Origin of the sequence: Novosphingobium silvae, assembly GCF_009856825.1 — a bacterium.
Classification (GTDB): Bacteria; Pseudomonadota; Alphaproteobacteria; order Sphingomonadales; family Sphingomonadaceae; genus Novosphingobium; species Novosphingobium silvae.
The window spans coordinates 13,245-32,802 of sequence record NZ_WVTD01000011.1 but is presented as its reverse complement, the minus strand read 5'-3'; the positions used below and the strand labels follow the sequence as shown (position 1 = coordinate 32,802).

Genomic DNA, 19,558 nt, shown 5'->3' with positions numbered 1-19,558 from the left:
ATTGGCGTCCTACAAGGCTCCCGACGAGATCCGAACCTGAGCGAAGTCGAGCAGACGATACGGTGCGATCGTGTGTGCATCCGGAACACATTGCCCGCCGGCGAATTGCAGCCTTTCAATGCGCATACCGGGGCAACACGGCAGATGAGGATTCCGCGACAGATCACCGTAGCAGCCGCTGTCGCTGCCCTGCTCGCGCTTCCCGCCTGTAGCCGCCGCGATGACGAGCCGCCGCGACGTGCGCAGGATACGATCAGGATCGATCCGCAGGCTTCGCTCATCACGGTGCCCATCCATGCCGACCTCGGCGATCTCACAGCGGCGCTGGAGCGCGAAGTTCCCCGTACGCTCTGGACGATCGACAAACCCGGCCAGACCTGCGTGCCGTCAAGAGGCGTTGATATCGGCATCGCGAAGATCAGGACACCCGAGATCAAGTGCCGCATCGTCGGCGAGGTGGCGCGCGGGCCCCTGCGCTTTGCTGGCAAGGGCGAGGAAATCGTGCTGGCCATGCCGCTCCATGCGGTCGTGCGTGCCGAAGACATCGGCGGTGTCCTCAAGCGCGAGACCGCGACCGCCGACGCCATGGCACATGCAGTGGTCCGCCTGACGCTTGCCCAGGACTGGACTCCTAGGGGCACGATAGACATACGCTACGACTGGACCAATCGCCCGCACCTGAACTTCCTGGGTCAGCGGATCGACTTCACCGAGCAGGCCGACGCCAAACTTGCCCCGGTGATCGCCCGCCTGGAGCGCGAGTTGCCGCGCCAGCTCGGGAAGCTCGAAGTGCGCCGGCAGGTGGAGAAAGCCTGGAGTTCAGCGTTCACGACACTTCTGCTCAACCGCGACAACCCGCCGGTGTGGATGCGCATCAGCCCGCGCGAAGTGCAGTACGGCGGCTACCGGCTCGACGGCAAGCGCCTGGTGCTTAACCTTGGCGTCAAAGCCCTAACCGAAACACATGTCGGCCAGCGCCCGGCCGATCCCAGTCCGACCCCGCTGCCCGCAGTTCGCCCGCTGGAGGCTGATGCGGGGCGCCTGGCCTTCTTTATCCCGGTCATCGCCGACTACGCACAGCTGGAACCTGTGCTGACAAAGGCTTTGCACAAGCGCTCCAGGCGTCCCTTCCAAGTGCCGGGTGTCGGCCCGGTGCGCGCCGACTTCCGAAAAGTGACGATCTACGGCACCACCGGCGGACGGATCGCCGTAGGGGTCGAATTCACCGCCACGGACCTTGCCGGAAGGGTTGATCCGACAAAAGGAACGGTCTGGATGACGGGCGTGCCCCTCAACGCCGACAACTCCCGCCGTGTGGGGTTCGAGAACTTCGAAGTCAGTGGCACCACCGACATGACGGGCGGCAACCTCATCCTGCGACTTGCCAACGCGCCGGGCATGGGCCGGACCATCGCCGCCGCTCTCGCGCAGAACTTCGAAAAGGACTACAACGAACTGCTCGGGAAAATCGATCGCGCTATCGAGGACAAACGAGAGGGCGACCTGGTGATCCGGGCGAAGGTGTTGCGCACCCGTACCGGGCGCATCAAGGCGGCGGGACAAGGCCTCTACCTTCCGGTGTGGGCCGATGGCACCGCCTCGATCACAGTCGACAAGTAACACACGGACCAGCACTGCGGCCGGGGCTATTCCGTGAGACCAGGGCGCGGCCCGTGGTCAGGGCCGCCCTCGGCTGCTCCACGCAATGAGGTCAACCGATCACCACCTGCACTCCCCGTACGGCTACTCCTGGCGCCCTCGGAAGGAGGCAAGGACGGCACTGGGCCACTCCCGCAGTTCATTGCAGCCTTCGGAATCGTGCGGGAGCCGCCAAGGAGAGAAAGAGCGCCCGCCGCCGATGTCCGCCCGACATCCTCTTTCTGGTCCATCGGGAGCAAAGATCATCACACTGCGGCAACAGATGGGAAGCAATCGACACTTAACTCGCCTTTGCACAAGTAATGTGCAGATGTGCCTGGTTTTTAGGCACTCCATCGATAAAGGGAGACGATATGAGCCTGCTTGCCCTCACCGCCTTTGCTGCCGCTGCGACTGCCAGCGTGCCAGTCCACAGCGTGGCGCTCGATCATCGGGGCGGAACCTACAAGGTGGACTACCGCGCCGCTGTGGAAACGCGCGCGCGCACGATCGGGATGTCCGCAGGAACCCGCCCTTCCACGCAGCGCTGCATCATGACGGCGACCGTCTCGGTCGATCGCATCATCGCCGACGGCGGGCATGAACTCCATGCCCGGGTACCCGGCGAGAAGACCTTCACCCGCAACCTTCCCGGCGACTGCCGCGGCCGCGCTGAGCAGTTGACCGCGCTTGTTGAGGATAGGCAGCCGGCTATCGGCGCGCATCTTGCCGCGGCGGCAGCCAGCGATCGCCAGCATGCCCTCGCCGCGATCGACGCGGCACACAACCTTGCCTCCAACTGACGGATACGTTTTCCCCATATGACGCGACCCTTCCGGACGACCGGTGCCTGCTGCGGTGCCATTCTGCTCGCCACCGCCTGGGTTGCTCCGGCAGCCGCGCAGTCCGCGCCGTCGATCTCCTTCGAGGCGGAAACCGATCACCGCGAGCGCGGCCTTGGATGGAGCGACGGCAAGGCCGCGCTCGGCATCGGCGCTACCGTGCCCGTCACCTATGACCTCGCACTCGACATGGACGCCGTGACGCTGCGCGAAAGCGCTCGTCATGGCGGCGCGGACATCGGTGTCGGCATCGCGCCGCGCTACAGCATGCAGGCCGCCGGTTGGGAGTTCGACGTCGGAGTGCGCGGCAACCTGTTTATCGGACGCTCGGGCACCAGCTATGTCGAGGTGACGGGACAGGTCTCGCGCACGCTCGGCCTGGCGCAACTCTCGGTCGGAGCGGCCTTTGCCCCATCGCAGGACGCGATCGGGGGGAGCAACCTCTACGTCGACGCCCGGCTCTCCGCGGGCATTCCCGGCACACCCCTGACCCTCTACGGCGGTGTGGGCCACACCAGCGGGTCAACGAAGGACGGCGACCCACGCTCGGCTCGCCTGCGACCGGGCGGCGATTATCTCGATCATCACCTCGGCGCCGAATACGCTGAATCCAGCTTCGCGGCCGGTGTGCGCTATTCCGGCACTTCCATCGGCGCCAGCGAGGTGGACCGATCCTCCCCCTGGACCGACCGGCATTACGGCTCGCGCCTGGTCGCATACTTCCGCTTCACGCCTTGACCGTCGCCGGCCTGTTCAACTGAACGGACACGTACACACCCTCAGGAGGGGTGCGTACCGAGGAAAGCCGATGCCGATGGCGCACGGGACACCCCGCGCGCCACCGGCAAGGTATCTTGCCGGAGCGGCGGGCCTTTTCAGATCGCGTCGGGATAGATGGGGCGAACATCCACGGGAAGCGAACTCATGGCAGCGATGGCGCTCTCCGCCTCGGCGTCGAGCCGCGCCCATTTGCCCATGAAGGCCTTGGTCCCCTCGTAGTCTCCCGTTGCCTGCAGCATCAGGATGTCATGCAGCAGCGCCTTCAGACCAGCCTCCATACGCGCGTCGTCGACTACATAGCGGCGCGCCGCGGCATCGTAGGAGAAGGCTCCGTGTGCGCGAAGGTAGGCGTACTGCAGCGCCGCGCCCTGTCCATGCGCTTCCACCGCGCCAAAGCGAACCGCACGGAAGATGCCGGTGAAGTAGGTTGCGAACAGCTCCGGCCGCTCGGCTGCAGGAAGTTCGCCCTTCCGCATCATCAGCAGGATGTTCCACACGCCAGCCACGTCGGCCTTGGCCTCCTCCAGCGCCGAGTTCTGCTCCTTCAGCGCCTTGTCGACGGTTGTCTTCGTGCCGTTCACGGTGATCGAGCCCGGACCCAGGCTATGCGACAGTTCGTGGAACAGCGTCTCGTACTGCATATAGCTTTTCGCCACGAGCGCAGCCTGGTCGGGCTTCAGCACGAGCGGCGCCATGGGCTTGAGGATGCGGTCGAACTTGGCGCCGAGTACGTTCGAAAGGATGACCTTCTTCGCGCCCTTGGCCTCGCGCACGCGCTCGTCGTTGGGAAGGTTGAAGGCGATCGTCTGCGAGCCGGGCACGTTGTCTCCCCCTCCGCGCACCTGCTCGGCGACGGCGATCGGGCTTTCGAAGCCGCGCTGGAAGTTCTTGTACCGCTCCTCGATCGGAAGATTTGCTTCCATGTCCTTCAGATGGTTCTTGTACTTCGCCAGGGCCGCCGACTCTTCGGGGTTCTTGAGCGTGACGAAGCTCTCGAAAGAGGTCTTCGCTCCCATCAGGCGATCGGTGTAGACCTCATAAGGCCCGATCGCGACTTCGATCGGCGTGCCCGCAAGGTCCATCCAGGCCAGCTCGCTCTCGTAGTAGTCATCGGTGCGGAACGCCTTGGCACGCAGGGCAAGAAAGCGCTTCAGGCTTGCGTTGCTCGTCCGCGCGGCGGCCTGTTCAAGCAGCTTCGCCGCAGGCTCCAGCCACTCGCGGTAAGCGACGGAGTAGGGGACCGCCACGAGCTTTGCGCCGTTCCGCCGCACGACAGTGTAGGGACTGAGCAGCGCTGCCTTCTGATCGGGATGGGCTGCAACGTAAGCCTCAAGCTCAGCGCGGGTGAGATCCTCCGGGTAGAAGCCGGCGCCCTCGGGCATGGGGGTCGTGCCCCAGAACGGGCGAAGGTCCGCCATTTCGTCCCAAGGACCGAAGTTGCGGTCGAACATCTCGACCAGCAGGTCCCGGTCCGCGCGGCGGTTCATCGAGATCACCCGCCGCACCTCCGGGTTCTTCTCGTAGCGCTGGCGAAGGTAGATCTCGCTCATCAGGTCGGAGGCCTTGATGAGCAGGTTCACCACGTCGCGCTCCTCGGCGCTCAGGAAGGCGGTGTCGACCTCCATCGGGATCGTCGCCAGCTTTTCCTTTTGCGCGGCAAGGTCGTAGTCGGGCTCTCCGGTCCCCGCAGGAAGAGGGACAGCCGCCGGGGGAGCGGGCGCGGCTCCTTCGAGCCCGGTGGGCGACTGGGCCGTGGTGCAGGCGGCACTCGCCAGCAGAAGGGCGGCCGGGGTTACGCGCTTGAAGAAAGTCATGAACTCGTCCGTCGGATGAAGGTCTGCCCGCAAACTAGAACCCCGGGCGCAGGGTGCAAGCCCGCTTGCCCGATCAATCCATAGAACGTTCGCCAATCGCCCAAGGCAGCGGCGGGGGAAGTGCAGCCGTAGGTGCCGATGCGATCGTGCGCGCCGCGCATTTTCACAGAGCCCCAAACGCGCTGGCCATGCTAGGGCCGGGGCATGACGCCGCCCCTCACCCCTGCCCTTCCCCCTGCCCTCGACCTCGTCGGCATCGCCGTCTTCGCTCTCACCGGTGCACTGGCAGCCGCGCGGCTGCGCCAGACTTTCGTCACGGTGGCCTTCTTCGCGCTCATAACCGGGGTGGGCGGAGGCTCGCTGCGCGACCTCCTCATCGGCGCGCCTGTCTTCTGGGCGCGCGACCCCTTCGTCGCTCCGGTGTGCCTCGCCGTGGCTGTCGTCGCCTGGTTCACGCCGGTCCGGTGGTGGGCGGGACGCTTGCTGGAGTGGGCCGATGCGCTGGGCCTCGCGATCTACTCGGTATTCGGGACGATCAAGGCACTGTCGTGGGGCGTGCCGCCGGCACCCGCTATCCTGATGGGCGTGGTGACAGGCTGCACCGGAGGCATCATCCGCGACGTCCTTGCCGGACAACCCTCTATCCTGATGCGCCCCGAACTCTATGTGACCGCCGCAGCGCTCGCCGCGGGCCTCAGCGGCGCAGGCATCGCGCTGGGCGTCTCGCCCGAGCTTACGTGGGTGCTTGCCGTGGCGGCAGGCTTCACGCTGCGCGGCGCGGCGATCCACTGGTCGCTGGGGCTACCGCCGCACCGGGGCGACGACTGAGCGCGGGTGGCACCCACAGCGTCAGCCGCACCCCCTCAGATCATCGCGCGGCCATCTACGGCAACCGAACGGATATGCCCCGCGTCGTCGACACTGCAGGCATAGCCCGGACCATCCTCGAGCCGTCCTTCGACGCTATAGCGTTCGCCCATGCGGCGCACGCCATCGACCGATGCGATCCGCTTGCCGCCGCGCTCCAGCTCGGCGGAGCAGGCGTCCACCGCTTCGCCGAACCGGCCTTGTGAAACGGCTGCAGGCTCACGGTCGCCAAGGCCGGCATCGTCAGGGGGGTCGCCATAGCCCGCCTCACCGTCCGCAGGGCCGCCCGGATAGCGATATGGCGCAGGTTCATCATCGGGCGTACCGGCGCGATCGGTGTTCGAGTTCCTGTTTGCCGACGTCGCGATCGCCACCGCCGCACCGCCCACGAGAAGGCCCGCCAACAGACTACCGGCATCGATGCCGCCGCGATGGCGATGGTGCCGCCCCCAATCGTGACGGTCGCGCGCGGAGGCGGGCGACGCACTCAGCGAGAGCGTGGCGATGATGGCGAGTGCTGCAGCGCCGCGAGAACGAAAGACCTTCATGGATGAACTGTCCGCTTACCGGCGCGCACGTTCGCGCCGCCTCGTGGGGAAGTGCTAGGCCGCGCATGCTGTCGGGCGGCTTAACCACAGGCTCATGGCCGCTCCACGGGCGCTTCCTCTCGGTTCTGGGCCCCCGATGTGCCTTGCGCAAGTTCCAGGCCTGTCCAGCGCGCCACGAACGCGAGGATGTCGGCTCCCTCCTCGATCGCCTTGTCGGTTGGCTTGCCCGACCCGTGGCCCGCCCTCGTCTCGATACGGATGAGCCGCGGCTTGTCCCCGAGTTCGGCATGCTGGAGCGCGGCTGTGTACTTGAACGAGTGACCGGGCACGACCCGATCATCGGTGTCGGCGGTGGTAACCAGGATCGCGGGATAGTCCGCTCCCTCGCGGATGTTATGGTACGGCGAATAGGCGCGAAGCACCTTGAAGTCGGCCTCCCGGTCGGGGTGGCCATAATCGTCGACCCAGTAGCGTCCGGCGGTGAACCGATCGAAGCGCAGCATGTCCATGACGCCCACCTGGGCTACTGCCGCGGCAAAAAGGTCCGGGCGCTGGTTCACGACGGCCCCCACCAGCAAGCCGCCGTTTGAGCCTCCCTGGATGGCGAGGCCGTCGTTGGTGGTGATACCTTCCTTCTTAAGGAACTCGCCCGCTGCGATGAAATCGTCGAAGACGTTCTGCTTGTTCCGCCCTCGTCCCGCGTCGTGCCACTCGCGTCCGTACTCGCCTCCACCACGCAGGTTGGCGAGCGCGAAGGCCCCGCCCGCCTCCAACCAGGCCATGCGCACAGCCGAAAAGCCGGGCGTCAGCGAGACATCGAAGCCGCCGTAGCCATAGAGCAGCGTGGGCACCGCCTTGTCGGCGCGGGCAATGGCCTGCTTGCGCACGATGAACATCGGCACCCTTGTCCCGTCCTTCGAGACATAGAAACGCTGCTCCACCGCATAATCCTTGGCGTCATAGCAGATCTTGGGCGTGGCGAAGGGAGTGGTCGCCCCGGTCGCCAGGTCCATGCGATAAATCGAAGCCGGGCAGTTGAAGCTGGTAAACGCGTAGAACGTCTCCGGATCGCCCGGGCGCCCCCTGAAGCCGGAAGCCGTGCCGATGCCAGCAAGGCTGATCGTTCGGCCGGTCTTACCGTCGAGCGAGAGTATCTCGGCGTGGCTTGCGGCATCGCGCATGTAGTTCAACACGAGCCGGTCGCCTACGATGCCCGCACGCTCCAGAATGTCCTGACGCTCGCTTACGACCTGCGTCCAGGCAGGGCGGGGTGTATCAAGATCGATCGCGACAAGGCGGTAGCGCGGTGCCTCCCAGTTGGTGACGTACCACAGCCGCCGACCCGATCCCTCGACAAGCTTCCAGTCATCCGTGAAACCGGTGACTAGCGGCACGGCTTTCCAGCCCTCGCGCTTGCGCCGCGCAAGATCGATCACCCGCACCTCGTAGCGGGCGTCTGTGCCCACATGGCTGGTGACGACGGCGAGGCGACCGTCATGCGTGACATCGGCGGTATGGCCGTATTCGGGATGATCGGGCGTTGAATAGACAAGCTCGTCCTGTGACTGGCTTGTACCGATGCGATGGAAATAGACCGCCTGGTCGAAGTTGCGCCCTTGGAACGCGGTGCCTTCCTCCGGCGCCGGAAAGCGCGAATAGAGGAAGCCTTCCTCCCCCACCCACGCAAGGCCGGTGAACTTGGCCCAGCGGATCTCGTCCGCCAAGGGCTTGCCGCTCTTCACGTCGAGGATGCGCAGGATCCTCCAGTCGGTGCCGCCATCCTGCACGCTGTACAGAAGGAAATTGCCCTTGTGCGACGGCTCCCAGGCATCGAGCGCGGTCGCCCCGTCAGCCGCCCAGGCGTTGGGATCGAGCAGCAGGCGCGGCTCTCCCGAAAGCCCCTTGCGCACGAAAAGCTGCGCCTGGTTCTGCAGCCCGGCATTGCGCGTGTAGAAGTAGTTCCCGCCCGCCTTCACCGGAAGGCCGAAGCGCTCGTAGTCCATGAAGTGCCTGATGCGCTCTGCGAACCGCTCTCGCTGCGGCAAGCCGGCCATGTAGCGCTCGGTGACGGCATTTTCCTCCCGAACCCACTCGGCCACCTCGGGCGAATGGCGCACATCGCCTTCAAGCCAGCGATAGGGATCGGCGATCACTTCACCGAACTGCGTTTCGACGATCTGCTCGCGGCGGGCTTCGGGATAAGTCAGGTCTGGCATGGTGCCCGCCAAGATGGGCGCAGCCGAGGAAAGCAGCAAGCCCACGACGAGGGCGCGCACGCGGCACATGTCTTGTCTCTCCTGCTTGACGAAAGAACCGGCGGGGTCCGACCGGGTCGACCTCGATAGGATTCCTCCCGCGCCGGCACAACGAAAAGCGGCCGCGAACCGAAGTCCGCGACCGCTCCCTTGTTCCGTCGAAACGCCGTGGCTCAGGCCTCGGCGTACTCCTCCTCGTCAGCCATCACCGGACCGGAGTCCTGGCCCTTGGCTTCCACGTCGCGATCGACCAGTTCGATGATCGCGATCGGGGCAGCGTCCGATGCGCGGATGCCGGCCTTGATGATGCGGGTGTAGCCACCCTCGCGACCGGCGTAGCGCTCAGCGAGAACTTCGAACAGCTTCTTCTCCTGCGTCTCGTCGAGCAGACGAGCGTGCGCCAGGCGACGGTTCGACAGGCCACCCTTCTTCGCCAGGGTGATCAGCTTTTCGATGTAAGGACGCAGTTCCTTCGCCTTAGGCGTGGTGGTCTGGATCTGCTCGTGCTTGATAAGCGCGGCAGCCATGTTGCGCAGCAGGGCGGCGCGGTGACCCGAGGTGCGCTGCAGCTTGCGCTGGCCGTACTTGTGACGCATTTCTTTTCTTCCTGTTCGTCAGGCAGCCGTTCAAGGTACTGCCTGCCGGGCATGTGTGGTGCGGCCACAGCCCAAAGCCGGTTCACTCGCGTGTGAAGCGCGCCCTCAATACGAAAACAGGTTGCGAGTCAAGGGTGGATACTCTCGCCCTTGCCTCACGTAGCTTACGATGCCCAAATTTCCGTTTCGCCGGGCGCTTACTGGAGCATCCATTTCGCAGCGCTCGGCGCAGATCAGAAGAAAAAGGCCCCGCGGTTTCCCGCGAGGCCCTCTTCATTCCAGCATCGGAAGGTCCGATCAGCCGAGCAGTTCCTGCTCCAGCTTCTTGGCCATCTCCTCGATGTTCTCGGGCGGCCAGCCCGGGATGTCCATGCCGAGGCGCAGACCCATCGACGAAAGCACTTCCTTGATCTCGTTGAGCGACTTGCGGCCGAAGTTCGGCGTGCGCAGCATCTCGGCTTCGGTCTTCTGGACCAGGTCGCCGATATAGATGATGTTGTCGTTCTTGAGGCAGTTGGCCGAACGCACCGAAAGCTCCAGCTCGTCCACCTTCTTGAGCAGGTAGCGGTTGAGCTGGTTGGTGTCGCTCTCCTCCGAAGTGGCGGTGCCACCTGCGGCCATGCCGATCATCGGCGACTGTCCAACGGGAGCGATGTCCTCGAAGTGGACGAACAGAGCCAGCTGGTCCTGGAGGATGCGCGCAGCGTAGGCCACCGCGTCTTCCGGGGTGACGGTGCCGTCGGTCTCGACCGTCAGGTTGAGCTTGTCGAAATCAAGCTCCTGACCGATGCGGGCATTGTCCACCTTGTAGCTGACCTGGCGAACCGGCGAGTAGAGCGAGTCGACCGGGATGAGACCGATCGGGGCGTCCACCGGACGGTTGGACACGGCGGGGACGTAGCCCTTGCCGGTGTCAGCCGTCAGTTCCATGTTGAGCGTCGCACCTTCGTCGAGGTGGCAGATCACGAGGTCCTTGTTCATGACCTCGATGTCACCCGAGACGGCGATGTCGCCAGCCTTCACCGCGGCCGGGCCGGTGGCGGAAAGCTGGAGACGCTTGGGCCCCTCACCGGTCATCTTGAGCGCGATCTGCTTGACGTTCAGGACGATGTCCGTGACGTCCTCGCGCACGCCGGCAAGCGACGAGAATTCGTGAAGCACGTTCTCGATCTTGATCGAGGTGATCGCGGCGCCCTGCAGCGAGGAGAGCAGCACGCGACGAAGCGCGTTGCCGAGCGTCAGGCCGAAGCCGCGCTCGAGAGGTTCGGCAACGAAAGTCGCCTTGAGCTTGGGGTCGGGTCCCGGCTTGATCTCAAGGCTGTTCGGCTTCTTGAGTTCCTGCCAGTTCTTGATGTTGACAGTCATGGACTTCCCCTGGGAGTGATGGCGGTTACGCCCCGAAGGCCTGGTGGAAAGGCCCGGGACGTTCCGAAGACGGGCGGCGACCGGTCACCGCCCGCATTAGCTCGATCAGACGCGGCGGCGCTTCGAGGGACGTACGCCGTTATGCGGAATCGGCGTGACGTCGCGGATCGAGGTAATCGTGAAGCCCACGGCCTGAAGAGCGCGAAGCGCGCTTTCGCGGCCCGAGCCGGGTCCCTTGACTTCGACTTCGAGGGTGCGCACGCCGTGCTCGGCGGCCTTCTTGCCGGCATCGTCCGCGGCCACCTGAGCGGCATACGGGGTCGACTTGCGGCTGCCCTTGAAGCCCATCATTCCGGCCGAGGACCAGCTGATCGCATTGCCCTGGGCGTCGGTGATGGTCACCATGGTGTTGTTGAAGCTTGCGTTCACGTGCGCGATGCCGCTCGTGATGTTCTTGCGCTCGCGGCGCTTAATGCGCTGGGGTTCGCGTGCCATGATCGTGGTTCCTGTCGATTAATCGCGTGGGAAAACCGGGGGCCGGATGCCGGCCCGCCCGGCTTACTTCTTCTTGCCGGCGATCGGCTTGGCCTTGCCCTTGCGGGTGCGCGCATTGGTGTGCGTGCGCTGGCCACGAACCGGAAGGCCCTTGCGATGACGCAGGCCACGGTAGCATGCGAGATCCATCAGGCGCTTGATGTTCATCGCGGTCTCGCGACGAAGGTCACCCTCGACCGTGTGGTCGGCGTCGATGGTTTCGCGGATCTGGAGGACTTCGGCGTCCGACAGGTCCTGCACGCGGCGGGTATGGTCGATACCGAGCTTGTCGGCGATCTCGACGGCCTTGGTGCGGCCGATACCATGAATATAGGTCAGCGCGATGATCACGCGCTTGTTGGTGGGGAGATTGACCCCGGCAATACGTGCCACTTAAAAACTCCTGCTCCACAGGGACCGATGGCGGACCCTATCTCAACGCTGCAAACACCCTTCAGAACCAATGGCAAAAGGTCCGGCTGGCGAAACTCGCGGGTGCTGTTAACACTGCGGTCTGGGCCTTCCGGACTTGCCGTTGCTTTCGAGTGAAGGGCGCGCTTAGCTCGATTCGAGCAGGCTGTCAACGCTTGCAGCGTCCACAAGCGTCCGAGGCCCGCCGATGCACGGCGCGCGCTGGGGCCTGGTCGCAATTGTTTAACGCAAACGGCAGCGACAGTCAAAGTGCCGTTGCGAACTGGCGTCCGCGCTTGACGGTCAGCGCCCACGCATGCTGCCATCGCTCGGCAGGGGAACGTCGGACAGGGGAACGATGCCGTTTCCTTCGGAGATCGGCGCAGCCGGCTCCGCCTCGGCGCCCGCTGTCGGATCCACCGAGGCAGATGGAGGAGCGGCAGCGCCCTCCCCTTCGGCCGCACCATGCGGGAAAGCGGCGGCAAAGGCACCTCCAAGCTTCTGCGAAAGCCTGCGCATCTGCTCGGCAAGCATCGCATCGACAGCGGGAGCGAGCTTCTCGAAAGCGGTGCGGGAAAAACCGCCGACCACATACTCGAGAAGAAGCTGCGTGCCGCCCTTCTTGTCCGCGTTTATCTGGATCGTCAGTGTCGCGGTGACGGCATCCGCCTGAAGCGGCCCGAGTGCGCCGGACATGCGGATCGCACGCGGCCGCTCCGAATAGACGACCCGCATGTGCTCGACGCTGCCACGAGGGGAAGCGCCCGGCGACGAACCACCAGGCAGAACTTCGCAGAAGCAGCCGCCCGCGCGCGCATCGATCGACAGGTTCGCCGCGCTGCCCGACCATGTATGGTCAGGCGCCCACCAGACCGAGGGCTTCACCAGTACCGCCCAGGCTTCCTCAGGCGTCGCGGGGAGGCCAACCACATGGCGGATGACAAAGCCGTTCGCCGAAACCTGCGCCACCTTGGCAGACGCCGGAACCGACACGAGCACAGCTGCCCCGGACAGCATGAGAGCGGCGCTCGAAAGCAGCGGCCTGCCGATCTTCATCGAAGCGCTCCCCATCTGCCCTGCACGGTGCCTGGCCTCGATCGCCTCAGTCAGGCGAAGCGAGAATGGCCTCGATCATTGCCGTCACATCGTCCATGTCCGCCATGCCGTCGACCTTGCTCACGATGCCGCGAGCCTCGTAGATCGGCAGGATCGGCGCGGTCTTGGCGCGGTACTCCGCCATGCGGGTGCGAACGGTTTCGGCATTGTCGTCGGGCCGGCGCTTGAACTTGTGCCCGCCGCACTTGTCGCAGGTCTGCTCCACCTTCGGCTTCTCGAACGTGTCGTGATAGCCCTTCCCGCATGTGGCGCAGGTGAAGCGGCCCGTGATGCGCTCGACAAGCGCGTCCTCGTTCACCTCGAGCTCGATGACATGATCGAGCTGGCGGCCACGCACTTGCAGGATCTCGTCGAGCGAGGATGCCTGTGCCTCGGTCCGCGGATAGCCGTCGAAAATGGCGCCTGTTTCTGCGCCCATCGCGTCAAGCTCGTCTCCGATCAGAGCGGAGACGATCGCGTCGGAAACCAGTTCGCCGCGATCCATCACGGCCTTGGCTTCCAGGCCCGTCGGCGTGCCCGCCTTGACAGCCGCGCGAAGCATGTCGCCTGTCGAAAGCTGGCGCATGCCGTGCTTGTCGACCAGTCGCTGCGCCTGCGTCCCTTTGCCTGCTCCCGGCGGCCCCAGAAGGATGATATTCACGCCTTTACCCCCTCAAATTCACTTCCGCGCGTTTCGATGCGCGAAATGCCTTCAGCGCAGGCGACCCTTCAGCTTCGCCTTCTTGATGAGATCGCCGTACTGATGCGCCAGCAGGTGCGACTGGATCTGGGTGATCGTATCGACAGTGACGTTCACGACAATCAGCAGACTCGTGCCACCCATGAACAGCAGCGGCAAGCCCGTCATCGACAGGAAGTACTCAGGCACCGTACATACGATGGTCAGGTAGATCGCGCCGATGACCGTGATCCGCGTGAGAACATAGTCCAGATAAGTGGCCGTGTTCTTGCCCGGACGAATGCCCGGGATGAAGCCGCCATTCTTCTTCAGGTTCTCCGAGGTTTCTTCCGGGTTGAACACCACGGCGGTGTAGAAGAAACAGAAGAATACGATGCCTGCCGCGTAAAGCAGCATGTAGAGCGGCTTCCCGTGGCCGAGGTACTGGTTGAGCGTGACGACGACCTTGCCCATCGTCGAGTCCGGCGTCAGCGAATTGCCGGCGAACTGGGTGATGGTGAGCGGCAGCAGCAGCAGCGAGCTCGCGAAGATCGGGGGAATTACGCCCGCGGTGTTGATCTTGAGCGGCAGGTGGCTGCGATCGGCCTGCATCATGCCGCGTTGGGTCGCGCGCTTGGGATACTGGATCAGCAGGCGGCGGGTGGCGCGCTCGCAGAAGCAGATCATCAGGATCATGGCGATCAGCAGAGCGATCAGGCCGATGATCAGGATCGTGCCCGTGTCCCCTGCGGAGTAGGCCTGGCCCAGGTTGCTGGCGAAGGTCGGCATCTGCGCGACGATGCCCGCCATGATGATGAGCGAGACGCCGTTGCCGATGCCGCGCGACGTAATCTGCTCGCCCAGCCACAGCAGGAACATCGTGCCGCCCACCAGGCTGATGACCGCGCCGATGCGGAACAGGATGCCCGGATCGACCACGGCCTGCAGCCCGCTCGACGCTCCATAGGCTTCGAGGCTGACCGCCAGGAAGTAGCCCTGCAGCGCACAGAGGCCGACCGTGCCGTAGCGGGTGTACTGGTTCAGCTTCTTGCGACCGGCTTCGCCTTCCTTCTTCAGCGCCACGAGAGCGGGGTGAAGCGAGGCGGCAAGCTGCACTACGATCGAGGCGGTGATGTAGGGCATCACGCCAAGAGCGATGAGGCTCATGCGCGAAAGCGAACCGCCCGAGAAGGTGTTGAACAGGTCGAGGATGCCACCCTGCGTCTGGCTGTAGAGCGATTCGAGGATCAGCGGGTTCACGCCCGGCAGCGGCACGAAGCTCAGGAAGCGGAACACGATCAGCGCGCCGATAGTGAACCAGATGCGGTTCTTCAGCTCGGTCGCCTTGGAGAAATTGGCCAGGCTCAGCGTACTGGCAATGTTGTCGGCGCGGGAAGCCATGACTGTGTGGAAGCCTCGAATGATCTAATCGGATTCGCCCTTAGCGGCTGTGGCCTGCCTTGTCGAACCTTGGAAGGAAACTGGCCATATAGACATTGCAGCGATGTCTGAAAGGCCTTCGCGTTCCGAATTGGGCGCCCATGTGTCACGCGGGCACCACTGGGTGCGCGGCGAGAAGCCGGCTCCGATAGCAAGAGAGGGCGAAGCGCCTGGCGCCCGCCCTCTCCGTTTGGCTTGGAACTGTCGCCCGGCCTCAGGCCGCAGCTTCTTCCTTTGCGGGAAGAATGACCGAGCCACCGGCCTTCTCGACGGCGGCGACTGCACCGCCCGATGCGCCGGCGACGTTGAAAGTCACCTTGGCGGTCAGTTCACCCTTGCCCAGCAGGCGCACGCCGTCCTTGCCGCCACGGGCAAGACCAGCAGCCTTCAGGGCCGAATGGTCGATGACGCCAGCAGCGTCGAGCTTGCCGGCCTCAATGGCCTTCTGAACGAGGCCGAGGTTCACTTCCGCGTAGTCCTTGGCGAACTTCTTGTTCGAGAAGCCGCGCTTGGGAAGACGCATGTGAAGCGGCATCTGGCCGCCTTCGAAGCCGTTGATCGAGACGCCGGAACGTGCCTTGGCGCCCTTCTGGCCGCGACCGGCAGTCTTGCCCTTGCCCGAGCCGATGCCGCGTCCGACGCGGATACGGCGGTGACGGGCGCCGGAGTTGTCGCGGATGTCATTCAGTTTCATGTCTTGCACTCGCTTTCGCTTTTGTCGCGCTGATAGGAAGCGGCGCCGTTAGACGAACGTGGCCGCAATGTCACGCATGGAATCGGCGACCGCCCGGAAATTCAGTTTCCGCCGCCAAAGCCCACCAGAAGCCGCGCGCTCTCCGGCACGCGAGTGCCAAAGGCGTCGCGAGCCGGCGTCCAGCGTACGATTTCCACCGCCAGACCGCACAGTTCCTTGTCGAAGCCCGGCGAAACGGAGGCAGGCTCCATGCGGCATTCGGTCGTGTTGCCCTGCTCGTCCACCTGGAACAGGAGGTCGTGGCGAGAGAAATTCTGCCGGCGCAGGATCGCCCGATAGCGCTCCTTCAACTCGGTGAGAGCATGATTGAATTCTGAAAGGCTCGCATCGTCCCATCTCGGTTTCTGGCGCAGCGCCGCAAACTCGTCCTCGGTAACGAGCGGCCGCATGCGTCGGATCATCCCGTACCAGCGCATGATACGCGCCACCTGCAGGGGCGATTCGCGGTCGATCACCGACTGGCAGGTTGCGCCTGTCGGGCTTGCCTTGGCACGCAGCAGCGCTTCGGCGGCGGGCCAGCGATGATAGGCAACGGCCCAGGCGAGCGGCGTAAGCCCGAACAGGTCAGGCGTGTTCACGGCCTGCCTCTCACGCTCGATCAGCACCCCGATGTCGGACACCGATCCCCGCCGGGCCGCCGCACCCAGCCCGTGCGCCATTCGCGCCGTGCCAAGTTCCGCAAAGCCGTAGGGCTGCTCGATCCCGGCGTCCTGGTTGTCGGGCAGCGCGGGCATCGGTCCCGCCTTGTCGAGAGCACGGCAGACGTCGCCATAAGGATAGCGGGGGTCTGCCAGCATCGCGGCGTTGTACCGCCGCCCGAATCCCGTCACCGTGTCGTCAGGCACGACCTTCCCGGGGGCTGCCGCCTCATCGGCAACGAAGGCGATTGCGCGGATGCTCCAGGGAGAAAGCCCTCCCAGCACCCGGCATTGCACACCGTAGGGTTCAGTGGAAATGCCTGTTGCCGTGGTCGCTCCCACGAGCCTGAAGTCGCCAGCATCGAGCGCCTTGTTTGCCTCCGCCACGGCGTTGGCGCTGCCTTCCGCCAGGCCCTTGCGCACGGCTGCGTCGCTCTCCCGCATGGCGGCGAGAAACGTGGTGTCCGCCCGGCCATCGTTGCACGCGGAAACCGACGTCCCCTCGACCAGAACATCGCCTTCCGGCTTACCCTGCGTGCAGGCCGCAACCCCGAGCACTGCCAGGGTCAGACACGAGGCTGCCAGTAGTCGCTTGCGGTTCAAGAAAAGTCCTCGGATGTAAATGTGCGTTCCCAGACCTAGACCCGGGGGGGAACTGCCCGCGAATAGCACAGCGACCGACGGTGGGAAGCCCTTGTGCACCCCCTTAGATCGCGCTGCTTCAAACGGAAAAGGCCCCGGTGTTTCCACCGAGGCCCTGTCCGGCATCGCTGCCGATCCCTAAGAAGGATCAGTCGACGATCTTCACCATGTGCGGCAGCTTGGCAATGGCGCCACGCACTTCGGGAGTGTCTTCACGCTCCACGATGCGGTGCATCTTGCCAAGGCCCAGACCGATGAGGATCTTCTTCTGGCTCTCGGGACGACGGATCGGCGAGCCGATCTGCTGGATCTTGATCTTGGCCATGTCGCTTACTCCACGATGGCTTCTGCGGCGGCCTCGGCCTCCACTTCGGAAGCACCACCGCGGCCGAGCAGGTCCGCGATCTTCTTGCCACGACGCTGCGCGACCGACTTCGGCGAAGTCTGGTTGGTCAGCGCGTCGAAGGTGGCGCGGATCATGTTGTACGGGTTCGAAGTGCCGACCGACTTGGTCACGACGTCGGCGACGCCCAGGCTCTCGAACACGGCACGCATCGGACCACCGGCGATGATGCCCGTACCGGCCGGAGCCGTGCGCACGTTCACCTTGCCTGCGCCGAAGTGGCCCTTGCCGTCGTGATGGAGGGTGCGACCCTCCTTCAGCGCGACGCGGATCATCTTCTTCTTGGCCGAAGCAGTCGCCTTGGTGATCGCTTCCGGCACTTCGCGAGCCTTCGAGTGACCGAAGCCAACGCGACCCTTGCCGTCACCGACGACGACCAGAGCTGCGAAGCCGAAGCGCTTGCCGCCCTTCACGGTCTTCGAAACGCGGTTGATGTGGACGAGCTTCTCGATGAGCTCCTCGCCCTGCTCTTCCTCGTTGCGCGGACCGCCACGGCGATCGTCACGGCGACCGCCACGGCCACCACGTTCGCCGCGGTCGTTGCCACCACGGCCACGGCCGCCACGACCACGACCGCCTTCGCGACCGCCGCCGTCGTGCGGAACGCCGCCCTGGGGCGCGTCAGCCGCGATGGGCTGTTCGTTGTTGATTTCGTCTGCCATGATCAGAACTCCAGCCCGCCTTCACGGGCGGCTTCGGCCAGCGCCTTGACGCGACCGTGGTACAGGAAGCCGCCGCGATCGAACACGACCGAGGTGATGCCAGCGTTCTTGGCGGCCTCGGCGAGTTCCTTGCCAACGCGGGTGGCGGCATCGATGTCAGTGCCCTTGGCGCCCAGCGTGTTGGCTGCGGCGACCGTGCGGCCCTGTGCATCGTCGATGATCTGCGCGTAGATGTGACGGCCGGTGCGATGCACCGACAGACGCGGACGGCCGCCCGAGCGGGCCTTGAGCGCAGTGCGTACGCGGCGAGCGCGGCGTGCGAAGAGAGACAGCTTTGCCATTACTTCTTCTTCCCTTCCTTACGGAAGATGAACTCGCCACGATACGCGATACCCTTGCCCTTGTAAGGCTCGGGCTTGCGCCAGCGACGGATCTCGGCCGCGATCTGGCCGACCTTCTGCTTGTCGATGCCCGAAATCTCGACCGTCGTGTTGTCCGGGGTCTTGATCTCGATGCCTTCCGGCACGGCGATGTCAACGTCATGCGAGTAGCCGAGCTGCAGCTTCAGGTTCTTGCCCTGAGCCGTCGCACGGTAGCCGACGCCCTTGATGTCGAGGACCTTGGTGAAGCCGTTGGTCACGCCTTCCATCAGGTTCGACACGAGAGTGCGCTGCATGCCCCAGTGGCTGCGGGCCTGCTTCGACTGGTTGATCGGCTGCACGGCGACGGTTGCCTCGTCGACGGAGTAGGTGACCTGGTCGGACAGACCCATGGTCAGGGTGCCCTTGGGACCCTTTACGGACAGGACGCCGTTCTCGATCTTGGCCGTGACCCCGCCAGGGATCGCGACCGGCTTCTTACCGATGCGGCTCATCAGAAGACCTCCGCCAGCACTTCGCCGCCGACGTTCTGCGTGCGGGCTTCGGCATCCGAAAGCACGCCGCGGGGCGTCGAGACGATGGTGATGCCAAGGCCGTTGCGCACGATCGGAAGTTCCTTGGAACCCGAGTAGACGCGGCGGCCCGGCTTGGAGACGCGAGCGATGTGCTTGATGGCGGGTTCGCCCTCGAAGTACTTGAGCTCGATGCGAAGCTGCGGGTGCGCACCGGTGGCGTCGTCGGAGAAGCCACGGATGTAGCCCTCGCGCTGAAGCACTTCCAGGACGCGCGCACGCAGCTTCGAGGCCGGCGACAGGACGGAGTCCTTCTTCGCCTGCTGGCCGTTGCGGATGCGGGTGAGCATATCACCCAGGGGATCGGTCAATGCCATTGCTTCTAACCCTTACCAGCTCGACTTCGTCACGCCGGGGATCATGCCCTTGTTGGCAAGATCACGCAGCTCGATGCGGCAAAGGCCGAACTTGCGGTAGTAACCACGCGGACGGCCGGTCGTCGCGCAACGGTTGCGAATCCGGGTGGGATTGGCGTTGCGCGGGATCTCCGCCAGCTTCAGGCGAGCGATAAGGCGCTCGGTTTCTTCGAGCGACTCGTCGGCAGCGACCGCCTTGAGGCGCTCGTACTTGCCTGCGTACTTCTTCACGAGCTTCTTGCGACGCTCGTTCTTGTTCACGGAACTCAGTTTCGCCATGGACTTAA

Annotated in this window: 22 protein-coding genes; 4 read left to right on the top strand and 18 right to left on the bottom strand. The window is 64.8% G+C overall.

All coding sequences use genetic code 11. The features are described from left to right. The first annotated feature begins 144 nt into the window (after positions 1 to 144). From GR702_RS14410 to GR702_RS14400, 3 genes are all read left to right on the top strand, one after another. Positions 145 to 1,620: a DUF4403 family protein gene (locus GR702_RS14410; protein ID WP_160986599.1), complete on the top strand. Its 1,476-nt coding sequence runs from the start codon at positions 145 to 147 to the stop codon at positions 1,618 to 1,620. A 392-nt stretch (positions 1,621 to 2,012) separates the two neighbouring features. Beyond that, positions 2,013 to 2,441, top strand: coding sequence for a hypothetical protein (locus tag GR702_RS14405; protein ID WP_160986598.1), 429 nt, complete (start codon positions 2,013 to 2,015; stop codon positions 2,439 to 2,441). An 18-nt stretch (positions 2,442 to 2,459) separates the two neighbouring features. Next, the gene (locus GR702_RS14400) at positions 2,460 to 3,218 is read left to right on the top strand and encodes a TorF family putative porin (RefSeq protein ID WP_160986597.1); all 759 of its coding nucleotides are present in this window, start codon (positions 2,460 to 2,462) and stop codon (positions 3,216 to 3,218) included. Positions 3,219 to 3,355: 137 nt separating this feature from the next. Here the strand turns inward: GR702_RS14400 and GR702_RS14395 are convergent, their stop codons facing one another. Further along, positions 3,356 to 5,074 (bottom strand): dipeptidyl-peptidase 3 family protein, encoded by a 1,719-nt coding sequence (locus GR702_RS14395; protein ID WP_160986596.1) that lies wholly within the window; start codon positions 5,072 to 5,074, stop codon positions 3,356 to 3,358. A gap of 204 nt (positions 5,075 to 5,278) precedes the next feature. On the opposite strand from GR702_RS14395, the gene GR702_RS14390 reads away from it, so the two are divergent. Next, a complete protein-coding gene (locus GR702_RS14390) occupies positions 5,279 to 5,902 on the top strand; it encodes a trimeric intracellular cation channel family protein (RefSeq protein WP_160986595.1) in 624 nt (207 codons plus the stop codon). Positions 5,903 to 5,937: 35 nt separating this feature from the next. Here GR702_RS14390 and GR702_RS14385 read toward each other — a convergent pair whose 3' ends face one another. The 17 genes from GR702_RS14385 to rpsN all read right to left on the bottom strand — a co-directional run bounded on the left by GR702_RS14385 (position 5,938) and on the right by rpsN (position 19,550). Further along, the gene (locus GR702_RS14385) at positions 5,938 to 6,489 is read right to left on the bottom strand and encodes a hypothetical protein (RefSeq protein ID WP_202408280.1); all 552 of its coding nucleotides are present in this window, start codon (positions 6,487 to 6,489) and stop codon (positions 5,938 to 5,940) included. 92 nt (positions 6,490 to 6,581) lie between these two features. After that, complete coding sequence (locus GR702_RS14380) at positions 6,582 to 8,774, bottom strand: prolyl oligopeptidase family serine peptidase (protein ID WP_160986594.1); 2,193 nt, start codon at positions 8,772 to 8,774, stop codon at positions 6,582 to 6,584. Positions 8,775 to 8,917: 143 nt separating this feature from the next. Further along, positions 8,918 to 9,340, bottom strand: coding sequence for a 50S ribosomal protein L17 (gene rplQ, locus GR702_RS14375; protein ID WP_160986593.1), 423 nt, complete (start codon positions 9,338 to 9,340; stop codon positions 8,918 to 8,920). Positions 9,341 to 9,637: 297 nt separating this feature from the next. Then, positions 9,638 to 10,705, bottom strand: coding sequence for a DNA-directed RNA polymerase subunit alpha (locus tag GR702_RS14370; RefSeq protein ID WP_160986592.1), 1,068 nt, complete (start codon positions 10,703 to 10,705; stop codon positions 9,638 to 9,640). A 105-nt stretch (positions 10,706 to 10,810) separates the two neighbouring features. After that, a complete protein-coding gene (gene rpsK / locus GR702_RS14365) occupies positions 10,811 to 11,200 on the bottom strand; it encodes a 30S ribosomal protein S11 (RefSeq protein WP_007011846.1) in 390 nt (129 codons plus the stop codon). 63 nt (positions 11,201 to 11,263) lie between these two features. Continuing rightward, the gene (rpsM, locus tag GR702_RS14360; protein ID WP_103728322.1) at positions 11,264 to 11,632 is read right to left on the bottom strand and encodes a 30S ribosomal protein S13; all 369 of its coding nucleotides are present in this window, start codon (positions 11,630 to 11,632) and stop codon (positions 11,264 to 11,266) included. Between the two features lie 321 nt (positions 11,633 to 11,953). Then, positions 11,954 to 12,706 (bottom strand): SRPBCC family protein, encoded by a 753-nt coding sequence (locus tag GR702_RS14355; protein WP_237449715.1) that lies wholly within the window; start codon positions 12,704 to 12,706, stop codon positions 11,954 to 11,956. 46 nt (positions 12,707 to 12,752) lie between these two features. Next, complete coding sequence (locus tag GR702_RS14350) at positions 12,753 to 13,406, bottom strand: adenylate kinase (protein ID WP_160986591.1); 654 nt, start codon at positions 13,404 to 13,406, stop codon at positions 12,753 to 12,755. A 51-nt stretch (positions 13,407 to 13,457) separates the two neighbouring features. After that, on the bottom strand, positions 13,458 to 14,825 hold the full coding sequence (gene secY / locus GR702_RS14345; RefSeq protein ID WP_160986590.1) for a preprotein translocase subunit SecY: 1,368 nt from the start codon (positions 14,823 to 14,825) through the stop codon (positions 13,458 to 13,460). Positions 14,826 to 15,078: 253 nt separating this feature from the next. After that, the gene (rplO, locus tag GR702_RS14340; protein ID WP_160986589.1) at positions 15,079 to 15,558 is read right to left on the bottom strand and encodes a 50S ribosomal protein L15; all 480 of its coding nucleotides are present in this window, start codon (positions 15,556 to 15,558) and stop codon (positions 15,079 to 15,081) included. A 101-nt stretch (positions 15,559 to 15,659) separates the two neighbouring features. Next, positions 15,660 to 16,859, bottom strand: coding sequence for an ankyrin repeat domain-containing protein (locus GR702_RS14335; protein WP_160986588.1), 1,200 nt, complete (start codon positions 16,857 to 16,859; stop codon positions 15,660 to 15,662). A 187-nt stretch (positions 16,860 to 17,046) separates the two neighbouring features. Then, the gene (gene rpmD / locus GR702_RS14330) at positions 17,047 to 17,223 is read right to left on the bottom strand and encodes a 50S ribosomal protein L30 (RefSeq protein ID WP_160986587.1); all 177 of its coding nucleotides are present in this window, start codon (positions 17,221 to 17,223) and stop codon (positions 17,047 to 17,049) included. Between the two features lie 5 nt (positions 17,224 to 17,228). After that, a complete protein-coding gene (gene rpsE / locus GR702_RS14325) occupies positions 17,229 to 17,963 on the bottom strand; it encodes a 30S ribosomal protein S5 (RefSeq protein ID WP_160986586.1) in 735 nt (244 codons plus the stop codon). A gap of 2 nt (positions 17,964 to 17,965) precedes the next feature. Next, positions 17,966 to 18,304 carry a 50S ribosomal protein L18 gene (rplR, locus tag GR702_RS14320; protein WP_160986585.1) on the bottom strand — a complete coding sequence of 113 codons (339 nt, stop codon included), beginning with the start codon at positions 18,302 to 18,304 and terminating at the stop codon, positions 17,966 to 17,968. After that, complete coding sequence (gene rplF / locus GR702_RS14315) at positions 18,304 to 18,837, bottom strand: 50S ribosomal protein L6 (protein WP_160986584.1); 534 nt, start codon at positions 18,835 to 18,837, stop codon at positions 18,304 to 18,306. Before rplF ends, rplR begins: the two co-directional genes overlap by 1 nt. Continuing rightward, on the bottom strand, positions 18,837 to 19,232 hold the full coding sequence (gene rpsH / locus GR702_RS14310; protein ID WP_160986583.1) for a 30S ribosomal protein S8: 396 nt from the start codon (positions 19,230 to 19,232) through the stop codon (positions 18,837 to 18,839). The genes rplF and rpsH overlap by 1 nt, the downstream gene beginning before the upstream one ends. Before the next feature lie 12 nt (positions 19,233 to 19,244). Then, the gene (rpsN, locus tag GR702_RS14305) at positions 19,245 to 19,550 is read right to left on the bottom strand and encodes a 30S ribosomal protein S14 (RefSeq protein ID WP_160986582.1); all 306 of its coding nucleotides are present in this window, start codon (positions 19,548 to 19,550) and stop codon (positions 19,245 to 19,247) included. Between the last annotated feature and the right edge of the window lie 8 nt (positions 19,551 to 19,558).

Coding starts and splice junctions, on each gene's coding strand:
- rpsN (WP_160986582.1), bottom strand. CDS start 19,550: ATGGCGAAACTGAGTTCCGTGAACAAGAACGAGCGTCGCAAGAAGCTC.
- rplF (WP_160986584.1), bottom strand. CDS start 18,837: ATGAGCCGCATCGGTAAGAAGCCGGTCGCGATCCCTGGCGGGGTCACG.
- rpsK (WP_007011846.1), bottom strand. CDS start 11,200: ATGGCACGCGAACCCCAGCGCATTAAGCGCCGCGAGCGCAAGAACATC.
- rpsH (WP_160986583.1), bottom strand. CDS start 19,232: ATGGCATTGACCGATCCCCTGGGTGATATGCTCACCCGCATCCGCAAC.
- rplO (WP_160986589.1), bottom strand. CDS start 15,558: ATGAAACTGAATGACATCCGCGACAACTCCGGCGCCCGTCACCGCCGT.
- GR702_RS14355 (WP_237449715.1), bottom strand. CDS start 12,706: ATGAAGATCGGCAGGCCGCTGCTTTCGAGCGCCGCTCTCATGCTGTCC.
- GR702_RS14390 (WP_160986595.1), top strand. CDS start 5,279: ATGACGCCGCCCCTCACCCCTGCCCTTCCCCCTGCCCTCGACCTCGTC.
- GR702_RS14370 (WP_160986592.1), bottom strand. CDS start 10,705: ATGACTGTCAACATCAAGAACTGGCAGGAACTCAAGAAGCCGAACAGC.
- GR702_RS14410 (WP_160986599.1), top strand. CDS start 145: ATGAGGATTCCGCGACAGATCACCGTAGCAGCCGCTGTCGCTGCCCTG.
- rpsE (WP_160986586.1), bottom strand. CDS start 17,963: ATGGCAGACGAAATCAACAACGAACAGCCCATCGCGGCTGACGCGCCC.
- secY (WP_160986590.1), bottom strand. CDS start 14,825: ATGGCTTCCCGCGCCGACAACATTGCCAGTACGCTGAGCCTGGCCAAT.
- GR702_RS14380 (WP_160986594.1), bottom strand. CDS start 8,774: ATGTGCCGCGTGCGCGCCCTCGTCGTGGGCTTGCTGCTTTCCTCGGCT.
- GR702_RS14400 (WP_160986597.1), top strand. CDS start 2,460: ATGACGCGACCCTTCCGGACGACCGGTGCCTGCTGCGGTGCCATTCTG.
- rplR (WP_160986585.1), bottom strand. CDS start 18,304: ATGGCAAAGCTGTCTCTCTTCGCACGCCGCGCTCGCCGCGTACGCACT.
- GR702_RS14405 (WP_160986598.1), top strand. CDS start 2,013: ATGAGCCTGCTTGCCCTCACCGCCTTTGCTGCCGCTGCGACTGCCAGC.
- rplQ (WP_160986593.1), bottom strand. CDS start 9,340: ATGCGTCACAAGTACGGCCAGCGCAAGCTGCAGCGCACCTCGGGTCAC.
- GR702_RS14385 (WP_202408280.1), bottom strand. CDS start 6,489: ATGAAGGTCTTTCGTTCTCGCGGCGCTGCAGCACTCGCCATCATCGCC.
- rpmD (WP_160986587.1), bottom strand. CDS start 17,223: ATGGCCAAGATCAAGATCCAGCAGATCGGCTCGCCGATCCGTCGTCCC.
- GR702_RS14395 (WP_160986596.1), bottom strand. CDS start 5,074: ATGACTTTCTTCAAGCGCGTAACCCCGGCCGCCCTTCTGCTGGCGAGT.